The organism is Sinorhizobium fredii NGR234, assembly GCF_000018545.1.
Taxonomy (GTDB): Bacteria; Pseudomonadota; Alphaproteobacteria; order Rhizobiales; family Rhizobiaceae; genus Sinorhizobium; species Sinorhizobium fredii_A.
In genome coordinates, this window is the sequence record NC_012586.1 from 1,099,392 (window position 1) to 1,119,031 (window position 19,640).

The 19,640-nt window shown below is 63.5% G+C and carries 18 protein-coding genes and 1 pseudogene; 6 read left to right on the plus strand and 13 right to left on the minus strand.

Annotated features, from left to right (window positions below):
- The 5 genes and pseudogenes from nirD to NGR_RS05435 all read right to left on the minus strand — a co-directional run bounded on the left by nirD (position 1) and on the right by NGR_RS05435 (position 5,262).
- Complete coding sequence (gene nirD / locus NGR_RS05415) at positions 1–339, minus strand: nitrite reductase small subunit NirD (RefSeq protein WP_164923896.1); 339 nt, start codon at positions 337–339, stop codon at positions 1–3.
- A gap of 4 nt (positions 340–343) precedes the next feature.
- On the minus strand, positions 344–2,806 hold the full coding sequence (nirB, locus tag NGR_RS05420; protein WP_015887237.1) for a nitrite reductase large subunit NirB: 2,463 nt from the start codon (positions 2,804–2,806) through the stop codon (positions 344–346).
- Between the two features lie 7 nt (positions 2,807–2,813).
- A pseudogene (locus tag NGR_RS05425) lies at positions 2,814–2,981 on the minus strand (ABC transporter ATP-binding protein); the annotation flags it as partial.
- A 339-nt stretch (positions 2,982–3,320) separates the two neighbouring features.
- A complete protein-coding gene (locus NGR_RS05430) occupies positions 3,321–4,625 on the minus strand; it encodes a CmpA/NrtA family ABC transporter substrate-binding protein (protein WP_015887239.1) in 1,305 nt (434 codons plus the stop codon).
- A 46-nt stretch (positions 4,626–4,671) separates the two neighbouring features.
- Positions 4,672–5,262, minus strand: coding sequence for an ANTAR domain-containing response regulator (locus NGR_RS05435; RefSeq protein ID WP_015887240.1), 591 nt, complete (start codon positions 5,260–5,262; stop codon positions 4,672–4,674).
- A 408-nt stretch (positions 5,263–5,670) separates the two neighbouring features.
- On the opposite strand from NGR_RS05435, the gene NGR_RS05440 reads away from it, so the two are divergent.
- The gene (locus NGR_RS05440) at positions 5,671–6,018 is read left to right on the plus strand and encodes a hypothetical protein (RefSeq protein ID WP_015887241.1); all 348 of its coding nucleotides are present in this window, start codon (positions 5,671–5,673) and stop codon (positions 6,016–6,018) included.
- 44 nt (positions 6,019–6,062) lie between these two features.
- Here NGR_RS05440 and NGR_RS05445 read toward each other — a convergent pair whose 3' ends face one another.
- Both NGR_RS05445 and NGR_RS05450 read right to left on the minus strand, forming a co-directional pair.
- Entirely contained in the window at positions 6,063–7,292 is a 1,230-nt protein-coding gene (locus NGR_RS05445; protein ID WP_015887242.1) for a dihydrolipoamide acetyltransferase family protein, read from the minus strand.
- Between the two features lie 2 nt (positions 7,293–7,294).
- Complete coding sequence (locus tag NGR_RS05450; protein ID WP_015887243.1) at positions 7,295–9,373, minus strand: alpha-ketoacid dehydrogenase subunit alpha/beta; 2,079 nt, start codon at positions 9,371–9,373, stop codon at positions 7,295–7,297.
- 120 nt (positions 9,374–9,493) lie between these two features.
- On the opposite strand from NGR_RS05450, the gene NGR_RS05455 reads away from it, so the two are divergent.
- A complete protein-coding gene (locus NGR_RS05455) occupies positions 9,494–9,964 on the plus strand; it encodes an Lrp/AsnC family transcriptional regulator (RefSeq protein ID WP_015887244.1) in 471 nt (156 codons plus the stop codon).
- A gap of 83 nt (positions 9,965–10,047) precedes the next feature.
- Here NGR_RS05455 and NGR_RS05460 read toward each other — a convergent pair whose 3' ends face one another.
- The 6 genes from NGR_RS05460 to NGR_RS05485 all read right to left on the minus strand — a co-directional run bounded on the left by NGR_RS05460 (position 10,048) and on the right by NGR_RS05485 (position 14,682).
- Positions 10,048–10,932 carry a PaaX family transcriptional regulator C-terminal domain-containing protein gene (locus NGR_RS05460; protein WP_164923897.1) on the minus strand — a complete coding sequence of 295 codons (885 nt, stop codon included), beginning with the start codon at positions 10,930–10,932 and terminating at the stop codon, positions 10,048–10,050.
- Positions 10,933–11,055: 123 nt separating this feature from the next.
- Positions 11,056–11,784: a TfuA-like protein gene (locus NGR_RS05465; RefSeq protein WP_015887246.1), complete on the minus strand. Its 729-nt coding sequence runs from the start codon at positions 11,782–11,784 to the stop codon at positions 11,056–11,058.
- A 74-nt stretch (positions 11,785–11,858) separates the two neighbouring features.
- Positions 11,859–12,311, minus strand: coding sequence for a helix-turn-helix domain-containing protein (locus NGR_RS05470; RefSeq protein ID WP_015887247.1), 453 nt, complete (start codon positions 12,309–12,311; stop codon positions 11,859–11,861).
- 154 nt (positions 12,312–12,465) lie between these two features.
- Positions 12,466–13,092, minus strand: a complete 627-nt coding sequence (locus NGR_RS05475; protein ID WP_164923899.1) for a LysE family translocator — start codon at positions 13,090–13,092, stop codon at positions 12,466–12,468.
- Positions 13,089–13,577: an Lrp/AsnC family transcriptional regulator gene (locus tag NGR_RS05480; RefSeq protein ID WP_015887249.1), complete on the minus strand. Its 489-nt coding sequence runs from the start codon at positions 13,575–13,577 to the stop codon at positions 13,089–13,091. Before NGR_RS05480 ends, NGR_RS05475 begins: the two co-directional genes overlap by 4 nt.
- A gap of 28 nt (positions 13,578–13,605) precedes the next feature.
- Positions 13,606–14,682, minus strand: coding sequence for a LacI family DNA-binding transcriptional regulator (locus NGR_RS05485; RefSeq protein WP_015887250.1), 1,077 nt, complete (start codon positions 14,680–14,682; stop codon positions 13,606–13,608).
- Positions 14,683–14,922: 240 nt separating this feature from the next.
- Between NGR_RS05485 and NGR_RS05490 the strand changes: the two genes are divergently transcribed.
- From NGR_RS05490 to NGR_RS05505, 4 genes are all read left to right on the plus strand, one after another.
- Positions 14,923–15,915 carry an autoinducer 2 ABC transporter substrate-binding protein gene (locus tag NGR_RS05490; protein ID WP_015887251.1) on the plus strand — a complete coding sequence of 331 codons (993 nt, stop codon included), beginning with the start codon at positions 14,923–14,925 and terminating at the stop codon, positions 15,913–15,915.
- Positions 15,916–16,134: 219 nt separating this feature from the next.
- Positions 16,135–17,649 carry a sugar ABC transporter ATP-binding protein gene (locus NGR_RS05495; protein WP_164923900.1) on the plus strand — a complete coding sequence of 505 codons (1,515 nt, stop codon included), beginning with the start codon at positions 16,135–16,137 and terminating at the stop codon, positions 17,647–17,649.
- Positions 17,642–18,643, plus strand: a complete 1,002-nt coding sequence (locus NGR_RS05500; protein WP_015887253.1) for an ABC transporter permease — start codon at positions 17,642–17,644, stop codon at positions 18,641–18,643. The genes NGR_RS05495 and NGR_RS05500 overlap by 8 nt, the downstream gene beginning before the upstream one ends.
- A complete protein-coding gene (locus NGR_RS05505; RefSeq protein ID WP_015887254.1) occupies positions 18,640–19,638 on the plus strand; it encodes an ABC transporter permease in 999 nt (332 codons plus the stop codon). The genes NGR_RS05500 and NGR_RS05505 overlap by 4 nt, the downstream gene beginning before the upstream one ends.
- Positions 19,639–19,640 lie beyond the last annotated feature (2 nt).

A 19,640-nucleotide genomic window follows, 5' to 3' on the forward strand; every position in this document is an offset into this window, starting at 1 on the left:
CTACTCCGCGGCGGCCAGCGTCAGGTTCTCAAGCGCGATGGAGAGGGCGCCGTTGTCGTTCTTCACCGGGATGGTGCGTACCGCGCCTTCGTCGGCACCCAGCGCCTTGCCGGTTTCGAGCGAGATCACCCAGTTGTGCAGCGGGCAGGTGACGGCATTGCCATGGACAATGCCCTGGCTGAGCGGCCCGCCCTTGTGCGGGCAGTGATCCTCGATCGCGAAGACCTCGTTCTCGGCGGTGCGGAAGACGGCGATCTTGCCGATCGGCGTCTTGACGCAACGGGCACCGCGCAGCGGAATGTCGCTGATCTCGCCAATAGCAATCCAGTTCATTGTCATCACCTCATTCCGCTGCCTGGTTGAAGCCGACCGTCGCCATCGGCCGGAACTCATGCTTGTCCTTGCCGGAGACGCGCTCCGACCAGGGATCGACCTGGGCGAACTTCTGGCTGAAGACGAAACGGTCGTAAAAGGCCTTGCGCTTCTCGGCATCGTCCATGATCTGCCGGCGGATCTCGTCGAGGCCGATGCGCTTCGCCCACTTGTAGATGCGCTCCAGGTAGCGGGCCTGTTCACGATACATCTGCGTCAGCGCGACGATATGCTCGAGCGCCTCGTCCTCGGTCTTGACCAGCCCCAGAACCTCGGTGCCCTTGATATCGAGACCGGCGGCGCCGGCGAAGTGGATCTCGAAGCCGGAGTCGACGCAGATCACGCCGATGTCCTTGCAGGTCGCTTCGGCGCAGTTGCGCGGGCAGCCGGAGACGGCCATCTTCAACTTGGCCGGCGTCCACGAGCCCCACATGAACTTCTCGATGCGGATGCCGAGGCCGGTCGAATCCTGGGTGCCGAAGCGACACCAGTCGGAGCCGACGCAGGTCTTTACGGTCCTGAGGCCCTTGGCATAGGCCTGGCCGGAGACGAAGCCGGCCTTGCCGAGATCGGACCAGACCGCCGGCAGGTCCTCCTTCTCGATGCCGAGCAGGTCGATGCGCTGGCCGCCGGTGACCTTGACCAGCGGAACGTTAAACTTGTCGACGACATCGGCGATGGCGCGCAGTTCCTGCGAATTGGTGACGCCGCCCCACATGCGCGGCACCACCGAATAGGTGCCGTCCTTCTGGATGTTGGCGTGGACGCGCTCGTTGATGAAGCGCGACTGGTAGTCGTCGGCATATTCGTCCGGCCAGTCGCAGACGAGATAGTAGTTGAGGGCGGGGCGACATTTGGCGCAGCCGCAGGAGGTCTTCCACTCGAGTTCCTGCATGACGGCGGGAATCGTCTTCAGCCCCTTCGCCTTGATCAGCCGGCGCACGTCGTCATGGCCGAGTTCGGTGCAGTTGCACATCCGCTGGACGGCGGCGGGGTTGTAGCCTTCGCCGAGGGTAACCGACATCAGCTGCTCGACGAGACCCGTGCAGGAGCCGCAGGAGGCCGACGCCTTGGTGTGGGCGCGCACCTCGTCGAGCGAGGTCAAACCCTTGGACGTGATCGTCGAGACGATCTTGCCCTTGCACACGCCGTTGCAGCCGCAGATTTCCGCATCATCCGGCAAGGCTGCAACGGCCGCCGTAGGGTCCAGCGGGGCTCCTCCCTGATAGGCCTGGCCGAAGATCAGGGTGTCGCGCATTTCGGAGATGTCGGTGCCGCGCTTCAACAGGTCGTTGAACCAGGCGCCGTCCGTGGTCTCGCCGTAGAGCACCGTACCGACGATGCGGTTTTCCTTGAGCACCAGCCGCTTGTAGACGCCGGCGGTGGCGTCGCGCAGCACGATCTCCTCGCGGTCGTCTCCGTCGGCGAAGTCGCCGACCGAATAGAGGTTGATGCCGGTCACCTTCAGCTTGGTCGGGGTGTCCGAGTGGACGAAGGCCGCCTTGCGCTCTCCGGCAAGGTGAGAGGCGGCAACCCGGGCCATCTCGTAGAGCGGCGCCACGAGGCCATAGACCATTCCGCCGACTTCGGCGCACTCGCCGAGCGCCATGATGTCTCCGTCGGAGGTCTGCATGCCGGTGTCGACGACGATGCCGCGGTTGACGGCAAGCCCGGCATCCTTGGCCAGGCCGGCATTCGGCCTGATGCCGACGGCCATGACGACGAGTGTCGCCGGAATGATCCGGCCGTCGTCGAGTTCGATGCCCTCGACCTTTTCCTCGCCGACGATGCGTTTGGTATTCGCCTTTGTAATGACCTTGATGCCGCGTTCTTCGACCGCTTTCTGAAGCAGGTAGCCGGCGGCCGGGTCGAGCTGGCGCTCCATCAGGGTCGGCATGACGTGCAGGACCGTGACGTCCATGCCGCGCTGGGCGAGACCGGCGGCCGCTTCCAGGCCAAGCAGGCCGCCACCGATGACGACCGCCTTTTCGCGCGACTGGGCGGCGAGCAGCATCGCCTGCACGTCATCGAGGTCGCGATAGGTGATGACGCCGCGCAGGTCCTTGCCGGGCACGGGGATGATGAAGGGCACCGAGCCGGTGGCGATCACCAGCTTGTCGTAGCTTTCCGTAACGCCATGGTCGGACGTGACCGTCTTGGCGTTGCGGTCGATCGCGACGATCTTGTGACCCTTGTAGAGGGTGATGCCGTGCTTGATGTACCAGCCGTCGCCATGGATGATGATCTCTTCATAGTCTTTTTCGCCGGACAGCACCGGCGAGAGCATGATGCGGTCATAATTGACGCGCGGCTCGGCGTTGAAGATCGTCACTTGATAGCGCCCGGGCGCCTTCTCGAAGAGCTCTTCGAGCATGCGGCCCGGCGCCATGCCGTTGCCGACGATGACGAGTTTTTCAGGGGTGCGTTCAGCCATTGGGTAATCACTCCGCAGCTTCGACGAAGCGCACGGCTTCGCGACAGTTCAGGTAGGTCCGGCCGGAGGCGAGCTCGATCGGCCGGCGCTCAGGCGCGAACACCCCATCGAGGGCATCGCCAATTCGTGCAAACGGTCCGTTGGCCATCATCACGATGCGGTCGGTCATGCGCACCTTCCTCAAATCCGTTGACCGGTCGAAACCGGCATAAAAAAAACGCCGCTCGGACTTTCGCGCTCCGGGACCGGGAGGGTCTCCTGGAGGCAATGACCTTGCGACGTCGGTGTCTTTGGCAGGCGCCATCGGCGCCTGAGCTCGTTTCAATCGCCTTTGATTGAAACAGTTCTAGAAAAGCAAGCGCCGTGCCAATTTGGCAGATGCCTTCGATGTCATTGATATTGTTGAAGAAGTGCAATGCTTGTCAGGTGCACAAAAAGACGCCATTCAGGCCGGATGGTCAATAATTGTGCGGTGCGGTATCGGGAATGCTGCTTAAAAAAGCAGCGCCTTCGCTCAGATGTCGTCGAGCGAAGCGTCGGGAAGGCTGGTCGCCTTTACAGGAAAGGCCTCGATGTAATCCCGGATCAGTTTCGGGTCGAAGATGTGTCCGTCCATGAAGCGATCATCGGGCATTGCGCCTTCGACAGCAAAGTCGTCCATCGCCGGCGGGGCCAGTCTCCCGAGAGCCCGGCGGTAAAGTGCCGGCCGGTAGGCGGAAAGGCTTGCCTCGGTCCCCTCGGTGGACAACGCCGTCTGTCCCCAGCGGACCATCTGGCTGTAGATCCACAGCGCCTGGCTCGGCCGGGGAAAATTGGCGAAGCCCGCGTGGAAGACGAAATAGTCGTCGATGACACGCTGGTTGCCTTCTGGATCGATGGTGAATTCGCCGGCCAGCACCCGGCGGATGATGTCGACGGGGGCGCCGACGTAGCGTTGTTCGGCAAGAGCCTCCGCGAGTGCTGCGCGGTTCTCAGCCGCGTCGCACCAGCGGGCAGCGGCGTCCAGCGCAACGATCAGGCGTGAAACGGTCTCCGGATTGGCATCGGCCCATTCCGGTCGCATGCCGAGGACCTTTTCCGGCGCGGAGGGCCAGATGTCCTGCTTGGTCGCGACGATGCGACCGACGCCACGCTCCGAGGCGACCATGTTCCACGGGGCGCCGACGCAAAAGCCGTCGATGGCGCTGGCTGCGAGCGCATCGGATGTCATCGGCGGCGGCACGACGACGAGCTTGACGTCGCGGTCCGGGTCGATGCCTCCGGCCGCCAGCCAATAGCGGAACTCGTAATTGTGCGAGGAAAACGGGTAGGTGACGCCAAGCGTCAGCGGCGGCCGGCCGGCGGCCCGGTTGCGCCGGATCACGGCTGCCAGGGCCTGCGCGTTCGAAAGGGCGGTTGCGCCGGCGTCGAGGTCGCCCGCCATCTGCATGTCGGCATAGAGCCGCGACGACAGGGTGATCGCATTGCCGCCGCGTCCGAGCGAAAAGGGCGCGATTGTCGGCGATGGGTTGGAGCCGAGGCCGAGCATCGCGGCGACCGGCATCGGCGAGAGCATGTGTGCCACGTCGAACTGGCGAAAGGCGAGACGGTCGCGGACGTTTGCCCAGGAGACCTCCTTCACCAGATCGAGGGTGATACCTTCCTTCTGCGCGAAGCCGAATTCGGCGGCGGCGATCAGCACGGCCGCATCGACGAGCGGAATAAAGCCGGCCCGCACGGTACGTGATCCTTCGTGTCCTGCGATTGCCGGGGCCGGCAGGCCATCGCCGGCGGCAAGTTTGCTCGCCTTGGACTGGTCGATATGCGTCAATGCGTTCACTCCGATCTCCCCCGGCGCGCTGCCCGGTGCGGCTGGTGTCCGTCGTTCATCGGATCAGCAATCCGGCGGCGGTGACCACGCTTTGCGCGATTTCCGAGATCTTCTTTTTCTCGTTCATTGCGGTTTGGCGAAGCAGCGTGAAGGCCTCCTCCTCGGAAAGCCCTCGCATTTTCATGAGGATGCCTTTGGCGCGCTCGACGAGCTTGCGTTCCTCGAGGGCCGATTTTGCGTCGGCAAGTTCCCGTTGAAGCCGGCTGAAGGCATTGAAACGGCTGACGGCCATGTCGAGGATAGGCTTGACGCGTTCCTTTCTGAGCCCGTCGATCACGTAAGCAGAGACGCCGGCCTCGACTGCCGCCTCGATCGAGGCGGTGTCGGAGCGGTCGACGAACATGGCAATCGGCCGGCCGACGGTGCGCGTCAGCTGGAAGAGGTGCTCCATCATGTCCCGGTTGGGGTTTTCGATGTCGATGACGATCACGTCGGGCTGCAGCGTCTCGATGGTGCGTGCAACCCCGTGAACTTCGTGGATGACCGTGACATTGCCGTGGCCTGCTTCGCGCAGGCCCTCCTCGATGATCGAGGCGCGAATGGCGTTCTCGTCAATGACTAGAATGGTCAGGTCTCGCTGGGACATGCTCCATCATGATGCAGTGCAGCAAGTTTCGCAACATATTTCTGCCTAAATAATTTGCGACTATCATAAATGATTAAAAATAAGGCGACATGCCTCGGTGATGCCTCTCACTGCGTAAAAAATAGGCCCGAATTTCGATCTGAGAGGGTGGGCGCGCGCGAATACAATCACCGCGGCTCCCGTCGCTTCTTCCCATCCGGCGGTTGGTTAGGCAGGTCTCGGACGGTGATTCGAAGAACGAGCGCAACGGTCCCATCTTCCCCACACTCGGTGATTTGCGTAGATTAGCCAGAGCTAAATCTATGCGGGCTCATTTGTCTGCAGGGAGGTGTTCGCCGAGCCTTGGTCGGCTGCCCGTGTCGGGCCTGCGATGGTGTTGGTACCCTTGAACGGCTAGCGGAGGAGTGGATGGTACGCGTTCTAGATCGCGCTGCTTTCGAGGAAATCGCAACGGGACTTGCATTGGTGGTTGTGCCCGCTTTTGTGGGGCAGGTGTTGCTTGGCGAGGCACTGACGGGCGTTGCTGTCCCGACGGCGCGGATAGCAGGTATCGCCCTGATCGCACTGGGCGTCGCCTGCTGGAAGAACTCCGGTCTGCTCGGCATGCTGGTCTACAGCGCAGCAGTCATGTTCTATCTAGGTTATGTCGGACTGGTGGAGAGCTTCGCTGGCGTCCTTCTGTGGCCGGCGGTTGGGCTTCATGCGGTGCTGTCGGCCTTGCTCTGGCGCAGTCATGCGAAAACCAACCCCTCCTAGCTCGCAAGGCGCGCGGCGCTGTAGTGCCGGATTTTCCCGTGGTGTCATTTTGGCCAGTTCTCGAGGGCCTGAACGAAGTGGGTGAGCCACATATTCGTCTGGTGACCGTCGAGCGCCCGGTGATCGATGGTCAACGACACATAGGCCATCGGCCGGATCTGGATCGTGTCGACCCCGTCGACCTCGCGCACCACGACCCGTTTCTCCAGTTTCCCGACGCCGAGGATCGCCGATTGCGGCTGGTTGATGATGATCGGTGCCGCGAACAGCGATCCGGAGACGCCGTGATTGGAAATGGTGAAGGTCCCGCCCCTGACCTCGGCGGGGCCGAGCGCGTTTGACCGTGCCCGCGCCGTCATGTCCTGCAGCTTCGCCGCAATGGCGGCGAGGGAAAGGTGCTGGGCCTGATGGATCACCGGCACGATCAAGCCTTTGTCGCCAAGGGCGATCCCGACGCCGATATTGATGTCGTCGAACACTTCGAGCGCATCGTCGTGCCAGCGGCTGTTGACGTTGGGCACCGCGCGCATCGCCGCGACGCAGGCGGAAACGATATAGGCCGTATAGGAGAGGGGGCTGCCCTCGGCCGCGGGCTTCGCCTTATGGGCGTCACGGTGGCGCATGATCGCTGAGAAATCGGCCTCAAAGACGGCAGTCACGTGCGGCGCGGTCGTCACCGACTGCAGCATGTGGGTGGCGATCGCCGTCCGCATGCCGCTATGCGCGATCTTCCGCGAGCGGAGTGCAGCGCCCGCATCGGCGGGTTCCATCGGCCGAGATGACGGCGGAGGCTCGGTGGGCTTCGGCTCGGGGGCAGGTGCGGCGCGTCCCGGCGCCTCCGCGAAGGCCCTGTCCATGTCGGCGCGGGTGACGCGGCCGTCCCGGCCGGTGCCGGCAATCGTCGTCGGATCGATGCCGTATTCCTCGGCCGCGCGGCGCACGGCAGGAGAGAAATGCGGTGGCGGCGAAGAGCCGGTGGACGTCTTCAAGGCATCCATCTGCGCCGGCATGTCAGGCTGCTCGTGGCCGGGAGGTTCGCTGCCGATGCGGCCGAGGATGGCGCCGGGGAGGGCATCGTCGCCGTTCTCCATGAGGATTTCGGACAGGAAGCCGTCGGCGGGCGCGGGGACTTCCTGGGTCACCTTGTCGGTTTCGAGCTCGACCAGGGGGTCGCCGGATTTCACGCTTTCACCGATTTTCTTGAGCCAGTTGCGGACGATGGCCTTCGTCCCCTCCTGCTCGACGGGGGCGTTGATGTCGATGAGATCGCCCATCCTCAATACTCCAGCAGATCGGTGATTTTTCGGCGAATCCGCTCCGTCGAGGGGACCGCCCAGTCGAGCAGGGCAGGATTGTGGGGACTTGGAATATCGGGCATGGTCAGCCGCGAAACCGGGGCGTCGAGATCGATGAAGGCTTCGTCGGCGACGGCTGCGGCGATTTCCGCGCCAAAGCCCGCGGTGCCGAGGTCCTCGTGGACGATCAAGCAGCGGCGGGTGCGGCGGACCGAGGAAAGCACCGCGTTGCGGTCCCACGGCATCAATGTCCTGAGGTCGATGACGTCGGCGGAAATCCCCTCGGCGGCCTCTTCGCAGCGGTGCACCATGGCGCCCCAGGTGACGATGCTGATGTCGCTGCCCTGGCGCGTGAACTTCGCCTTGCCGAAGGGCAGCGCGAAGTGGTCGCCGGGATAGGGGCGCCGCGCCCAGGCATGATCCAGCATGGCGCGATGCTCGAAGAAGATCACCGGATCGTTGCCGCGCAGCGAGGTGCGCAGCAGCCCGACGGCGTCCTCGGCGTTCGACGGAACGGCGACCTTCCAGCCGGGCTGATGGACGAAGGCGACTTCGTTCGTCTGGCTGTGCCACGGGTCGCCGCATTTGAAGAACCCGCCCGGCATGCGCACAACGATCGGCGCGGCGAAGCGGTTGTTGGTCCGCCACCGGACGGTCCCGCAATCGTTGATCTGTTCGCTCGCCGGCTCGGCATATTTGCGGAACTGGATCTCAGGCACAGGCACGAGCCCGGCCAGCGCCATGCCGACGGCACGGCCGACGATGCCCTCCTCCGACAGCGAGGTATCGAACACACGGGTCGTGCCGTATTTTTCCTGCAGCCCGAGGGTAACGGCATGGACGCCGCCCTTCGGGCCGATATCCTCGCCGAACAGGACAACCCTTTCGTTGATCGACATTTCGTGGTCGAGGGTTCGCCGGATCGCTGTCACCATATTGATCCGCTGGCCGTCGCCTTGCGGCGTCTCGGTTGTCTCCGGCGGTCGGTAACCGGCACGGTACTGGCCGCCCATCACCTGCATCTCGCCCTCGAAGAAGACATTGCTGGTAACCGTTTCCGGATCGGCGACCGGTCGGGACTCGGCCTCGATGCGGGCCTGTTCGGCGGCCGCCTTGGCAGCGCCGGCGACCGCTTCCCATTCCTCCTCGCGCAAGACGGCAGGCACCAGATAATCCTTGAGCCGCGGCAGAGGATCGCGCGCCCACTCGCTTCTGACGAGTTCTTCGCTCTTGTAGGTCTGGGTATCCTGGAAGCTGTGTCCTTCGAGGCGTGGCACTTTCAGCCGCAGCAGAACCGGCATCCGCTCGTCCCGCACCAGGTCGACGGCGCCCTTCGTCAACCGGGCCGCCTCCTCCGGATCTGAGCCGTCGCCATCGAGGATGGCCAGGTTCTTCCAGGCCGCAAGATTGGCGGCGATGTTGCCGTCGGGCGTCTGAAGGGTGGAGGGAACCGAGATGCCGAAGCCGTTGTCTTCGATATAGAAGAGCATCGGCAGCCCTTGTGTCGTGGCGACCGTCAGCGCGGACCAGAAGCCGTTGGAGGCGACCGAACCATCGCCACCGAGGACGACTGCGATGTCCCGGTCATAGTTCTCGTTCTTAAGCTGCTCGCTGAAATAGGTGATCGCCTGCGCCCATCCGGCCGTCGGCGTGTACTGGGATCCGACGCCGCCGCACATCGGCAGCGCAGAGGCGCCGTTCGGGTTGGGATAGTTGAAGACGACGCCGATATCGCGGCCATCGGAATAGCCTCCGGCCCGCGCCATGGCGGAGCCGAGCGCATCGGCCGGATCGACGCCGAGCGACAGAAGCAGCGGTCGTGAGCGATAATAGCCGCAGGCCGCGTCATGCCGTCCCGTGAGGTTCAGTCCCAGGAGGATCTGCGCCATGTCATGGCCCCGCGCCGAGAACTGATAGAGAACCTTCTTCTCCGGGACGAGGCGCTTTTCCTCCATCTCGTCGAGCTCGCGGGACAGCAGCATGAGGTGCAGGACCCGCTTCCAGTCGATGCTCTCGTCCGGTGCGTTCCGCCGGTCCGGTTTGAGCGCAGCCTGTCCCATCTTCGAATGTCCTCCCAAATTCCTCATTTGGAAGAATAGCTCGCCTCAGGCGCAATTCGGTTTCAATCTTGCAGGATTTTCGGTACCAATTGATGACCGTGTTTCATTTTCGAAAGTATTATGATGAATACTCTCAATCTCGATCTAGTCGACCGAAAGATCCTGAGAGTCCTTCAGGAACAGGCCGACATCAGCCATGCGGCGCTCGCCGAGGCGGTCGGTGCCTCGCCGGCCTCCTGCTGGCGGCGTATCAAGGCGCTCGATACGGCCGGCGTGCTTGGAAAGGCCGTTCGGCTCGTCAATCCCGAGATGGTCGGCCGCGGGCTGAATGTGTTCTGCCATGTGCGGATGAAATCGCACGACCCGGTGGCGCGCCGCAGCTTCGAGCGCTTTGTGGAGAGCCACGAAGAAGTGCTGGAATGCTATTCGATGTCGGGCGAGTGGGACTATCTCTTACGTGTCGTCGTGGCGGACGTTGCGGATTACGAACGATTGCTGATGCACGGCATCCTGACGCATGATGCGGTTGCGAATTCGTCATCGCATTTCGCCCTGAAGAGCGTGAAATACTCGACCGCGGTTCCGGTGTGATGCCCTGCTGCAGCGACCTTTGCGCGCCTGGTAAGGCACGCGGCGCTGTGGGGCGCCGCACATATTTTGCAGACGCACCAGGCCTAAGCCTGTGTTTCGAGCAGTGATAGACGCTTCTCAATCTCCTCGGTCATGGCACGGAGCGGGCCGGACGCACTGATGAAGTTGCGACCGATGTGGTCGTCGGCGGAGGGCGACAGGAGAAGGTAAAGCGCTGCGAAGAGACGGCGTGCCTCCAGGCCGGGCCAATCCGGAGGCAAGGCGGCGGCGGGCAAGCGGGGATCACGCAAGAGGACGGTGCGGAAGCGATGGATCAGAAGGAGCCGCATCGTCAGTGCTGTGGCCGGCGCCACCGGGTGCTTCTCTGCAAGAGCTGCAACCGGCCGGAACTGGTCGAGAAACAGGCGATAGGCGGCGGCGTGCGGCGCGAGGTTCCAGTACGCCTGGACGAAAGCCGCGAGTGCCTTCGGATCGTCCGAATGAGCACGCAGGGTCAGCGCGTCGGCCAATCCTGCCACCTGCCTTGCCGGACCGATTGCCAGGCGCGGGTCCAGCCGCGCGTAGCCGGCCCGTTCGAGCGCCTGCATTCTTTCCTCGACTTCAGCGCCGGTCAGATGGACGAGTTGCCAGCTTTCCTCTTCGGCGCTGCCGAAAATGATTCGTGCCGCGGCAGCGAACTCGCTGCCGGCTGCTGTTGAAAGGCGATAGTAGCTGCGCCGTCCTTCTCTTTCCCCGACTAGTTGCCCGGCGGCGACCAGGCGCGAGACGGCCGTCCGCACCAGCGTCTCGCTGATGCTGACCGCGGCGCAGGTCTCGATCAGATTGCCGATCCACACAACGCCGCCGCGCGGCTCCACGACGTCTCCATAGATCGTCACGATGAACGCGGCGGCCTTCAACGGCGTCTGGACGAGAATGTCATCGACGAGATCCGCGATCCGATCGTCTGCCCCTTCGCCCGTTGCCATGACGCGATTCATCTCCTCCTCGTCCGCCGCCGCTCATCACATTTCACGGGCAGCGGCAGAACACAATGACGGTTGGCGCTTGGCTATCGCAGGCAGCGCTCGGTCAGCCATATTGTACGGCATTCAAGCATCCGACTTTTCATCGGTGAGCGGCAGCTGGCTCAGCATCGTCGCCCAGAGACTGGTCGTGTTGAAGGTCCAGTCCTGCGGCGGAGCGTGTCTTTCCGCCGGCATCCGTCGCAGCGCTTCAAAAAGCTCGAGCGCATCGATGCGCTTCTGGTCGACATATTCGGCGCGCAGCATCGCAGCATCGATGTGCGCTGAAAGCCCGGCATGGCCAAGAATCGCGTTCCAGGTGCGTTCCTTGTAGAAAAGGTCTGCCGCCACGTCAGCGATCTCGGCCGCATCCGTGGCGGTCAAGCGGTTCTGTTCGGTGAGGTGGCGAAGCGTGGCGCGCAGATTGACGAGGGGCACGGTCAGCGCCGTATAGCCGAGCTCCTCCGGCGCGTGCAGCAGCGCCACGTCCGAATCGTCCGCCGTCTCGTCGGCCATGTACTGGCGGAAAATTTCGCCGATCCCGACCATGCCGAAGGCGGCGCATTCGGCCGCCCGTAGTGCCCCCATGCTGGCGGCACCGAGGACCGTCACGCCCAGCGAGAGTGCGAAGAGTATTTCCTTGTGCCAAACCGGGGCGACGTACTCGAAATTGCCATCGATCAGACCGATGACCGTGGCCCCGTCATAGACGGCGCGGAGGATATCGCCTTGTGTGGCGGGCGGCCGGACCGCCAGTGCATCGCCAACCAGCGTCGCCGCATCAGGGACGGTCGGACCGACGAAGACGATTTTCATGCGGACTCCGCAAGGCGAACTTGCATGCAGCGTCAATGCGCGCCCGGTTGCTGCGAAAAGGAACGGCTGGCGGCTCAGCCGTGCAAGATTTCCTCATGGCGGGCTGCGGACGCCACGGCGGCCTGTTCTATTTCGCCCGAATGCGCCATGGCGGCGACGAGAGCGATGATCTTCTTCCGCAACACCGGATCGACGATCTTCAGGAAGGCCCTGTTGAGGGCGATCCCCTCTTTCGAGGCGACGAAGGAGGAGATTTCGTGCGACTCGTGTACATCGGCCGCGGTCTCGCGCGACTGGGCCTTTTCGTCCTGCTGGAAGAAAAAGCTCGGATGAACGCCGAGGATATCGGCGATCGCCTGCAACCGGCTCGCGCCGATGCGGTTCGTGCCCTTCTCGTATTTCTGCACTTGCTGGAACGTGATGCCGAGGCCGTCGGCCAGTTTCTCCTGGCTCATTCCAACCATCAGTCTGCGCATTCGAACACGCGAACCGACGAAGGTATCGATCGGATTGGGATTCTTCTTCATCTGCGATTCTCCTCGCGACCTTTCGCCTCAGTTATATATAAGTTTGCTCGAATAGGCGAGCGGATGCAATCACTGCGCGCTAAATTCTCTGGTTGAAATGGCGCTTTTGCGGCAGGGTTAGGCGGCAGCGTCAGCAAGCTGACAAATGAGGCAACTACGCGGCCAGACCGGCAGCCGCCGAAGCAAGGGCGGCAAGGCCGAAAGCGATCAGAAGCAGGCCGGAAAGCCGCGACGTCCAGGCGGCAAAACCGTCAGGCAGCCTGGTCTTCGCGAGCGTGACGCCGCCGCTCAGGAGAAACCACCAGCCGAGCGACCCGAGGAAGACGCCGGCCACGACGATCGCCGCGCTCGCCCCATCGCCGACGGCCGCAAGGCCGAGGCCCGCGAAGATCGCGGCGAACGTCAGGATGGTCGCAGGGTTCGCCATCGTCAGCAGGAAGGTCGCAGTCGTCGTGTGCAGCAGGTCGCGCGCGCCGATCTCGGCCGGCGCCGCGACCGGCCGGGGCCTCAATCCGCGCCAGCCGAGCCAAAGCATGAAGACACCGCCGACGAGACCGAGCGGAACCGAGAGCGTCGCGAGAAATGTCGCAAACGCCGCAAAGCCGGCCGCCGCCATCATCGCGTAAGTTGCGTCGGCAAGCGCCGTCCCGAGACCGCCTGCGACGCCGGCCCAGAAACCGCGTTCCAGCGTGCGGCTGATGCAAAGCGTGCCGATCGGACCGAGCGGCGCGGCGATGGCAAGCCCGAGGAGCAGTCCTTTTGCGAAGAGCAACGCGGTCATCCTCTGTCTCGCTTTCCTGCGTCCGGCGCGGGCAAGGTGACGGAGCGCTCCGCGGCGGTGGAAAGCGCGATGACGGTCTCGCTCCGGGCGAGATAGCGGCGTGCCTTCAGTTCCGACAGAAAGGGCTCGATGTCGCCGAGCGTCGGCATCCGCACCTTGGCGCAGTAAGACCAGGCGCCGGTCACGTGGTGGCACTCGGCAACCGCCGGGTGGGAGGCGATGAAGCTGCGGAACTCGCTTTCGTCGGCATCGTTGGCCAATGCTATCCAGACGAAGGCAAGCACGTCGAAGCCGAGGATCCGGTGATCGACGTCGAGCGTGAAGCGGCGAATGACGCCGCTCGTCACCAGGCGGCGGAGGCGTTCGTTGACCGCCGAGGGCGAGAGGTCCACTGCGGCGCCGATATCGGTCAGCGACGCGCGCGCATCGCCGGAAAGAATACCAATGATTTTTCTGTCTGTAGCGTCCATAACAGAAAAATACATTGTTAAGACGCTAATGTACAGTGGAAATTTATTGGCTACCTCGCGGTAAGTCGATGTCTTTCAAAGCATCGAGCGGCCCGGTGAGTGCCGTCCTCGGTGGCACCAGTTCCGGCTGGACCAGATGTATCCGCGCCAGTGCGCGAGGCTGCTCGATCACCTCGAAAGCCTTGGCGATCATTCCCTCGACATCCTGCCGGATCATGATGACGGGGAAGGGGAGAAAGGAGGCGAAAGGATCGTAGTCGTAGCAGCCGACGACGAGATCGGTGAAATTGTCGTGCGGATGCTCGGCCATGAAGCGCAGCAGGCCCTCGAAGTTGATCGACGAATTGACGAAGAGGCCGCGGGGCAGCTTGCCGTGCCGGGCGTAGAAGGCCTCGAAGGCCTTTCGGGCGTTGTTCGCCGCATAACCGGTCGGCTGGATGCATTCGTCGGGATCATCGCCGAGAAGGTCTTTTTTCACGGCCCGGAAGCCGCGGATGCGCTCGTGGCTCGCATGGTCGTTGCGGCCGCCGAACAGATAGAGATCGGTCGGCGCGAGCGCGCGGTCGGCGGGAAAGTGGCGGATAATGGCCTCGGTCAGCAGCCGGCCGCCCTCGAAATTGTCGCTGATGACGGAGGGCACCTTGGTGCCGGGCAGGTCGATATTGATGTGCTTCAGCCCGGCCGCTTCGCAGACCTCGTGAACCCCGTCCGGATCCGTCGCGCCGCAGATGAACAACTCGTCGATCGAATAGGAGATCAGCGTTTCGGCCGTCTTGCGCTCCTCCTGCGGGTCGCGACTGGCGCTGACGACGATCGGGCATTGGCCTTTGCTGCGCACATGCGCCTCGAAGGTCTGGGCGAGCGAGGAGAAGTAGCGATTGTCGTGTACCGGCAGGAGCAGCCCGACCAGCCCGGAGCGCGAGCTGCGCAAGCCGCGAGCCTGGCGGTTCGCCGTATATTGGTGGGTCTCGGCGAGGTTGCGGATCAACTCGGCGGTGCTTTCCTTGATGCGCCGCTTGCGCCAGGTGCCGTTCAGCACGGCGCTGACCGTCGAGGGCGAGCTGCCGGAGAGCACCGAGAGATCGTAGATCGTCGCCTTTTTCTTGCCGCTGTTCGCCATCCGAGCCCCCTCGAATCTCTTAGAGCCGTTTTGCGCTTGACGAAAGATTAAGTCTGCAGGATAGTCTTTGCACCATCGATTGTGCAAATAAGAAATATCGATTGTGCAGCTCTTTGGGCCGTCTGAGGAGGCGGCGGTCAGCGGCGGGAAACGCGCTTCTCGTCATGGAGGATTGAAACTGGAGGCCGGCGCGCCAGCGCCCGGGAGAGTTCCCGTTGCGGGAACCTGTGGAGGAGAGACATGATCAAGACATTTCTTGCTGCCGCTCTGGCGGCTTCGCTTTCGCTCGCCGGTGCCTTTTCCGTCGCGGCGCAGGATGCGCCGAAGGTCGGCGTGGTCGTCAAGATCGGCGGCATTCCGTGGTTCAACGCCATGGAAGTCGGCATCAAGGAGCGCGGCCAGAAGCTCGGCCTGGACGCCTTCATGGTCGGCCCGACGAGCGCCGACCCGGCATTGCAGGTCCGCGCCATCGAGGATCTGATCGCACAGGGCGTGAAGGTCATCGGCGTGGTGCCGAACGACGCCAAGGTGCTGGAGCCGGTGCTGACCAAGGCCAAGGAAAAGGGCATCATCGTCATCACCCATGAATCGCCGAGCCAGAAGGGCGCCGACTGGGACTTCGAGCTTGCGTCATCCCAGGGTTTCGGCGAGGCGCACGGCAAGTTGCTGGCCGAGAAGATGGGCGGCAAGGGCGAATATGCCGTCTTCGTCGGTTCGCTGACCGTGCCGCTGCACAATGCCTGGGCCGATGCGGCGATCGCCTACATCAAGAAGAACTATCCGGAAATGACCTTGGTCGGCGAACGTTACGGTGTTGCCGAGGACGTCGACAAGAGCCGCTCGACCGCCCTCGACCTGATCTCCGCCCATCCGAACCTGAAAGGCTTCCTGGCCTTCGGCAGCCAGGGCCCGATCGGCGCCGGCCGCGCCATCGAAGAGCGCCGCAAGGTGGGCGAGATCTTCGTTCTCGGACCCTTCTCGCCGGGACAGGGCCAGAAGCTCGTGAAATCCGACGCGATCTCCGGCGGCTTCATGTGGAATCCGAAGCAGGCCGGCGAAGTCTTCGTGACGATGGCCGATAAGCTCCTCAAGGGCGAGGAGGTCAAGGACGGCGAGGAGATCGAGGGTCTCGGCGTGATCCATCCGGACTTCCAGAACCGCAACATCATCGTCGACCAGCTCGTGCCGATCAACAAGGACACGGTGGCCGATCTGGCCGCGATGGGTCTTTAGTCCGCACAGGCGGGATGCCGCGCCGTGCATCCCGCCCTACAGCGCCGCGCCGTCTTGTGAGACGCGCAAAGGTCGCCGTAGCACTTTGAATTGCCGCATGCCTTTGTCCTTAAATCAGGTCGATTTGAGGAGACATGCCGAAGGGTTCTCCCGGCTGCTGGGCCGGCTCCGGCCGGCCTGGCAAGTCCCATGAAACGAAGTTCGACAGGCGCAGGGTTCATGCATCAGGCAACGAGCGCGACGGTCGGTGAAAAACCGCTTTTGTCCCTTCGCGACATCAACATGACATTCGGTGGCGTCAAGGCGCTGAAGAATGTGAGCTTCGAGGTGCGTCCCGGCGAGGTGCATTGTCTGGCAGGCGAGAACGGCTGCGGCAAGAGCACGCTGATCAAGGTGATCACCGGCGTTTATCGTCCGGCCGACGGTGCGGTCATCGAATATGACGGCGAGACCTATTCGCACATGTCGCCGGTCACTGCCCAGGACCGCGGCATCCAGGTGATCTGGCAGGATCTGGCGCTTTTCCCGGAAATGAGCGTAGCCGAGAACATCGCCTTCCACGAGGTCCTCGGTCGTCGGCCGCGCCTCGTCGACTACAATCGCATGCGGCGGATCGCCATCGACGCGCTCGCCCGCCTCGGCGTCACGCTCGACGTCGACCTGCCGCTCAAGGAATATGCGATCGCCCAGCGCCAGATCGTGGCGATCGCCCGGGCCCTCATCGGCGAGGCGAAGCTCGTTTTCATGGACGAGCCGACCGCATCGCTGACCCAGTCGGAGACCGATCATCTTCTCGAGATCGTCCGCAATCTTTCAGCCTCCGGCGTCGCCGTCGTGTTCGTCAGCCACCGGTTGGCCGAGGTGCTGGAGATTTCGAGCCGCATCACGGTGCTGCGCGATGGCGCACTGGTCGGGGTTTATCCGGCCGCCGGCATGACGCAGTCGCGCATCACCGAACTGATGACCGGCAAGACTTTCGACCAGCATGTTCGCGCCCGTCCGAGGGACGATCAGCCGGTCGTGCTCGAGGTCCGCGACCTGAGCCGGCCGGGCCAGTTCGAGGATATTTCGCTGACAGTCCGCCGCGGCGAAACGGTCGGTATCACCGGCCTGCTCGGCGCCGGGCGAACCGAACTGGCGCTTGCTCTGTTCGGCATGCTGAAGCCTGCCGCGGGGGCGATCAGCATCGAGGGCAAGGAGGTCCGCTTCGCCTCGAATCGCGACGCGATCAAGGCCGGAGTCGCCTATCTGTCGGAGGACCGGCTGTCGCTCGGGCTCATCCAGCCGCAGGCAATCGCCGACAATCTGGTGATCGCCTCGCTCCGCAAGATCCTTTCCGGGGGGCTGCTTTCGGAGGATCGCAAGCACAGCCTCGTGTCCCGCTGGATCGCCGATCTCGGCGTCAGGATCGGCCGCCAGGCCGATGCGATATCGACACTGTCCGGCGGCAACCAGCAGCGGGTGGCGATCGCCAAATGGCTCGCCACCGATCCGAAGCTCCTGATACTCGACTGCCCGACCGTCGGCGTCGATGTCGGCGCCCGCGCCGGGATCTTCGACATCGTCGCGAAACTCGCCGAGAGCGGCTTGGCGATCATCCTCATCTCCGACGAGGTGCCGGAGGTCTATTTCAACGCCGACCGGGTCCTGCACATGGCGCAGGGACGCATTGTCGGCAGCTATGACCCGCGGCAGGCGCGGCTCGAAGACATCGAGGCGGCCGTCTATGCGTAGCCTGATCCGCACTCATGCGACCGAGTTCTCGCTGCTGGCGGTGATCGTCGTCATCAGCACCGTGCTTTCCTTCGCAACGGCGAACTTCTTCTCGCTCGGCAACGCCTTCGACCTCCTGAACATCAGCGCCGTCAACATCATCTTCGCCGTCGGCCTGCTGGTGGTGCTGATCGCCGGCGGCATCGATATCTCATTCGCCGTCGCGGCTTCCGTCGTCCAGTATTGCGCCGCGATCGTGCTCGGTTGGATCGGCGGAGGCGGCTGGATCTCCGGACTGCTGATCGCCGGTTCGCTGGGCGTCCTGCTCGGCTGCGTCAACGCCTTTCTGATCCACCGCTTCCGGATCATCTCGATCGTCGCGACGATCTCGACCTTCAACATCTATTTCGGGCTGCTGATGTTTTTCACCAGGGGCGTATCGATCTACGACCTGCCCGATTGGCTGACCGATCGCGTCATCCTGTTCGAGCGCGAAATGCCGGACGGCACCTGGATCGAGATCACGCTGCCGGTTCTGGTCATGGCCGTCTGCGTCGTCGCCACCTGGCTGCTGATCACCCGTACCACGATCGGCCGCCAGCTTTACGCCTTCGGCGACAATCCGGAAGGGGCGCGCCGCTTCGGCATCAATATCGGTGCCATGCAGTTCATTGCCTTCGGCTGGCTCGGCCTGATGGCCGGAATCGGCGGGCTTATCCAGGCGCACTACGCCCAGGAGGTGGTGCCGAACGCGCTTTACGGCCGCGAACTCGACGTGCTGGCGGCGGTCGTGCTCGGCGGCGCCCGCCTCGGTGGCGGCAAGGGCTCGGTGCTCGGCTGCGTCCTCGGCGTGCTGTTGATCTCGATCACCCAGAACGGCCTCAATCTGATGGGTGTTTCGCCCTTCGCCTTCAAGATGATCGTCGGCGCCATCATCCTCATCGCCATCACGATTTCCAACACCCGGATCGAGCGCCTGCTGGCTTTCGTCGGAGAGAAGGGGGCGGGACGATGACCACGATCCTGGAACGTGTCAAAACCGCCCTGGGACCTGAAATGGCCGGCCCCGGCCTCGCCTTCGTTGCAGTCGTTCTCGTCTTCGGCATCGCCTCGCCGCAGTTCCTCAGTGCTGCGACCTTCGGCTCCGTCGCCTTCCAGCTTCCGGAATTGGGCCTGTTGACGCTCGCAATGCTCCTGCCGATCCTCACCGGCGGCCTTAATCTGGCGATCACGTTTACCGCCAACATCGCCGGGCTGACGGTCGCCTGGGTGCTCAGGGAAAATGGCGGCGTCGACGCCGGTGTCGGCATCTTCATCGCCGGCTGCCTGCTGGCACTCCTGGTCGGCGCGGCAAGCGGCGTGGTGATGGGGCTGGTGATCGCCTTCACCCGCGCCCATCCGATCCTTGTGTCGCTGTCGATGATGATATTCCTGCGCGGGCTCGGCGAGTTCCTGACGCGCGGCGGCGATATCTCCGGCTTCCCCGCCTTCATGGGGCCGATCGGCCATGGCTCGATCGCCGGCATCCCCGTGCCGCTGATCGTCTTCATCGTCTGCGTCGTCGGCTGGCACGTGCTGCTCGGCCGCACCAAGCTCGGCTTCAACACCTATATGATCGGCTCGAACCTCGAGGCGACCCGCTATTCCGGCATCAATACGCGCAAGGCGATCGTGCTCGTCTACACGCTTTCCGGCGTGATGTGCGCCATTGCCGGCATCATCATGCTGGCACGGTTCAATTCGGTGCGCATCGGCCACGGCGAGTCCTACCTGCTGATCACCGTGCTTGCCTGCTTCCTCGGCGGCGTCAATCCGTTCGGCGGCTTCGGTCGGGTCATCCCGGTCTTCGTGGCGCTGGTCGTGCTGCAGCTTCTCTCGTCCGGGCTCAACCTCATCGGAGCCAACCAGCATCTGGCGACCGCCGTTTGGGGCATCCTGCTCGTCGGCGTGATGATCCTTCGCTGGGTCGCTTCGAAAATCAGGATCTCAATCATCAGAAGAGGATCATGACC

Bases quoted from the DNA above. Each gene is read 5' to 3' on its own strand.
- nirD (WP_164923896.1), bottom strand. From the start codon at position 339: ATGACAATGAACTGGATTGCTATTGGCGAGATCAGCGACATTCCGCTG.
- nirB (WP_015887237.1), bottom strand. From the start codon at position 2,806: ATGGCTGAACGCACCCCTGAAAAACTCGTCATCGTCGGCAACGGCATG.
- NGR_RS05435 (WP_015887240.1), bottom strand. From the start codon at position 5,262: ATGTCCCAGCGAGACCTGACCATTCTAGTCATTGACGAGAACGCCATT.
- NGR_RS05440 (WP_015887241.1), top strand. From the start codon at position 5,671: ATGGTACGCGTTCTAGATCGCGCTGCTTTCGAGGAAATCGCAACGGGA.
- NGR_RS05445 (WP_015887242.1), bottom strand. From the start codon at position 7,292: ATGGGCGATCTCATCGACATCAACGCCCCCGTCGAGCAGGAGGGGACG.
- NGR_RS05450 (WP_015887243.1), bottom strand. From the start codon at position 9,373: ATGGGACAGGCTGCGCTCAAACCGGACCGGCGGAACGCACCGGACGAG.
- NGR_RS05455 (WP_015887244.1), top strand. From the start codon at position 9,494: ATGATGAATACTCTCAATCTCGATCTAGTCGACCGAAAGATCCTGAGA.
- NGR_RS05460 (WP_164923897.1), bottom strand. From the start codon at position 10,932: ATGGCAACGGGCGAAGGGGCAGACGATCGGATCGCGGATCTCGTCGAT.
- NGR_RS05465 (WP_015887246.1), bottom strand. From the start codon at position 11,784: ATGAAAATCGTCTTCGTCGGTCCGACCGTCCCTGATGCGGCGACGCTG.
- NGR_RS05470 (WP_015887247.1), bottom strand. From the start codon at position 12,311: ATGAAGAAGAATCCCAATCCGATCGATACCTTCGTCGGTTCGCGTGTT.
- NGR_RS05475 (WP_164923899.1), bottom strand. From the start codon at position 13,092: ATGACCGCGTTGCTCTTCGCAAAAGGACTGCTCCTCGGGCTTGCCATC.
- NGR_RS05480 (WP_015887249.1), bottom strand. From the start codon at position 13,577: ATGTATTTTTCTGTTATGGACGCTACAGACAGAAAAATCATTGGTATT.
- NGR_RS05485 (WP_015887250.1), bottom strand. From the start codon at position 14,682: ATGGCGAACAGCGGCAAGAAAAAGGCGACGATCTACGATCTCTCGGTG.
- NGR_RS05490 (WP_015887251.1), top strand. From the start codon at position 14,923: ATGATCAAGACATTTCTTGCTGCCGCTCTGGCGGCTTCGCTTTCGCTC.
- NGR_RS05495 (WP_164923900.1), top strand. From the start codon at position 16,135: ATGCATCAGGCAACGAGCGCGACGGTCGGTGAAAAACCGCTTTTGTCC.
- NGR_RS05500 (WP_015887253.1), top strand. From the start codon at position 17,642: ATGCGTAGCCTGATCCGCACTCATGCGACCGAGTTCTCGCTGCTGGCG.
- NGR_RS05505 (WP_015887254.1), top strand. From the start codon at position 18,640: ATGACCACGATCCTGGAACGTGTCAAAACCGCCCTGGGACCTGAAATG.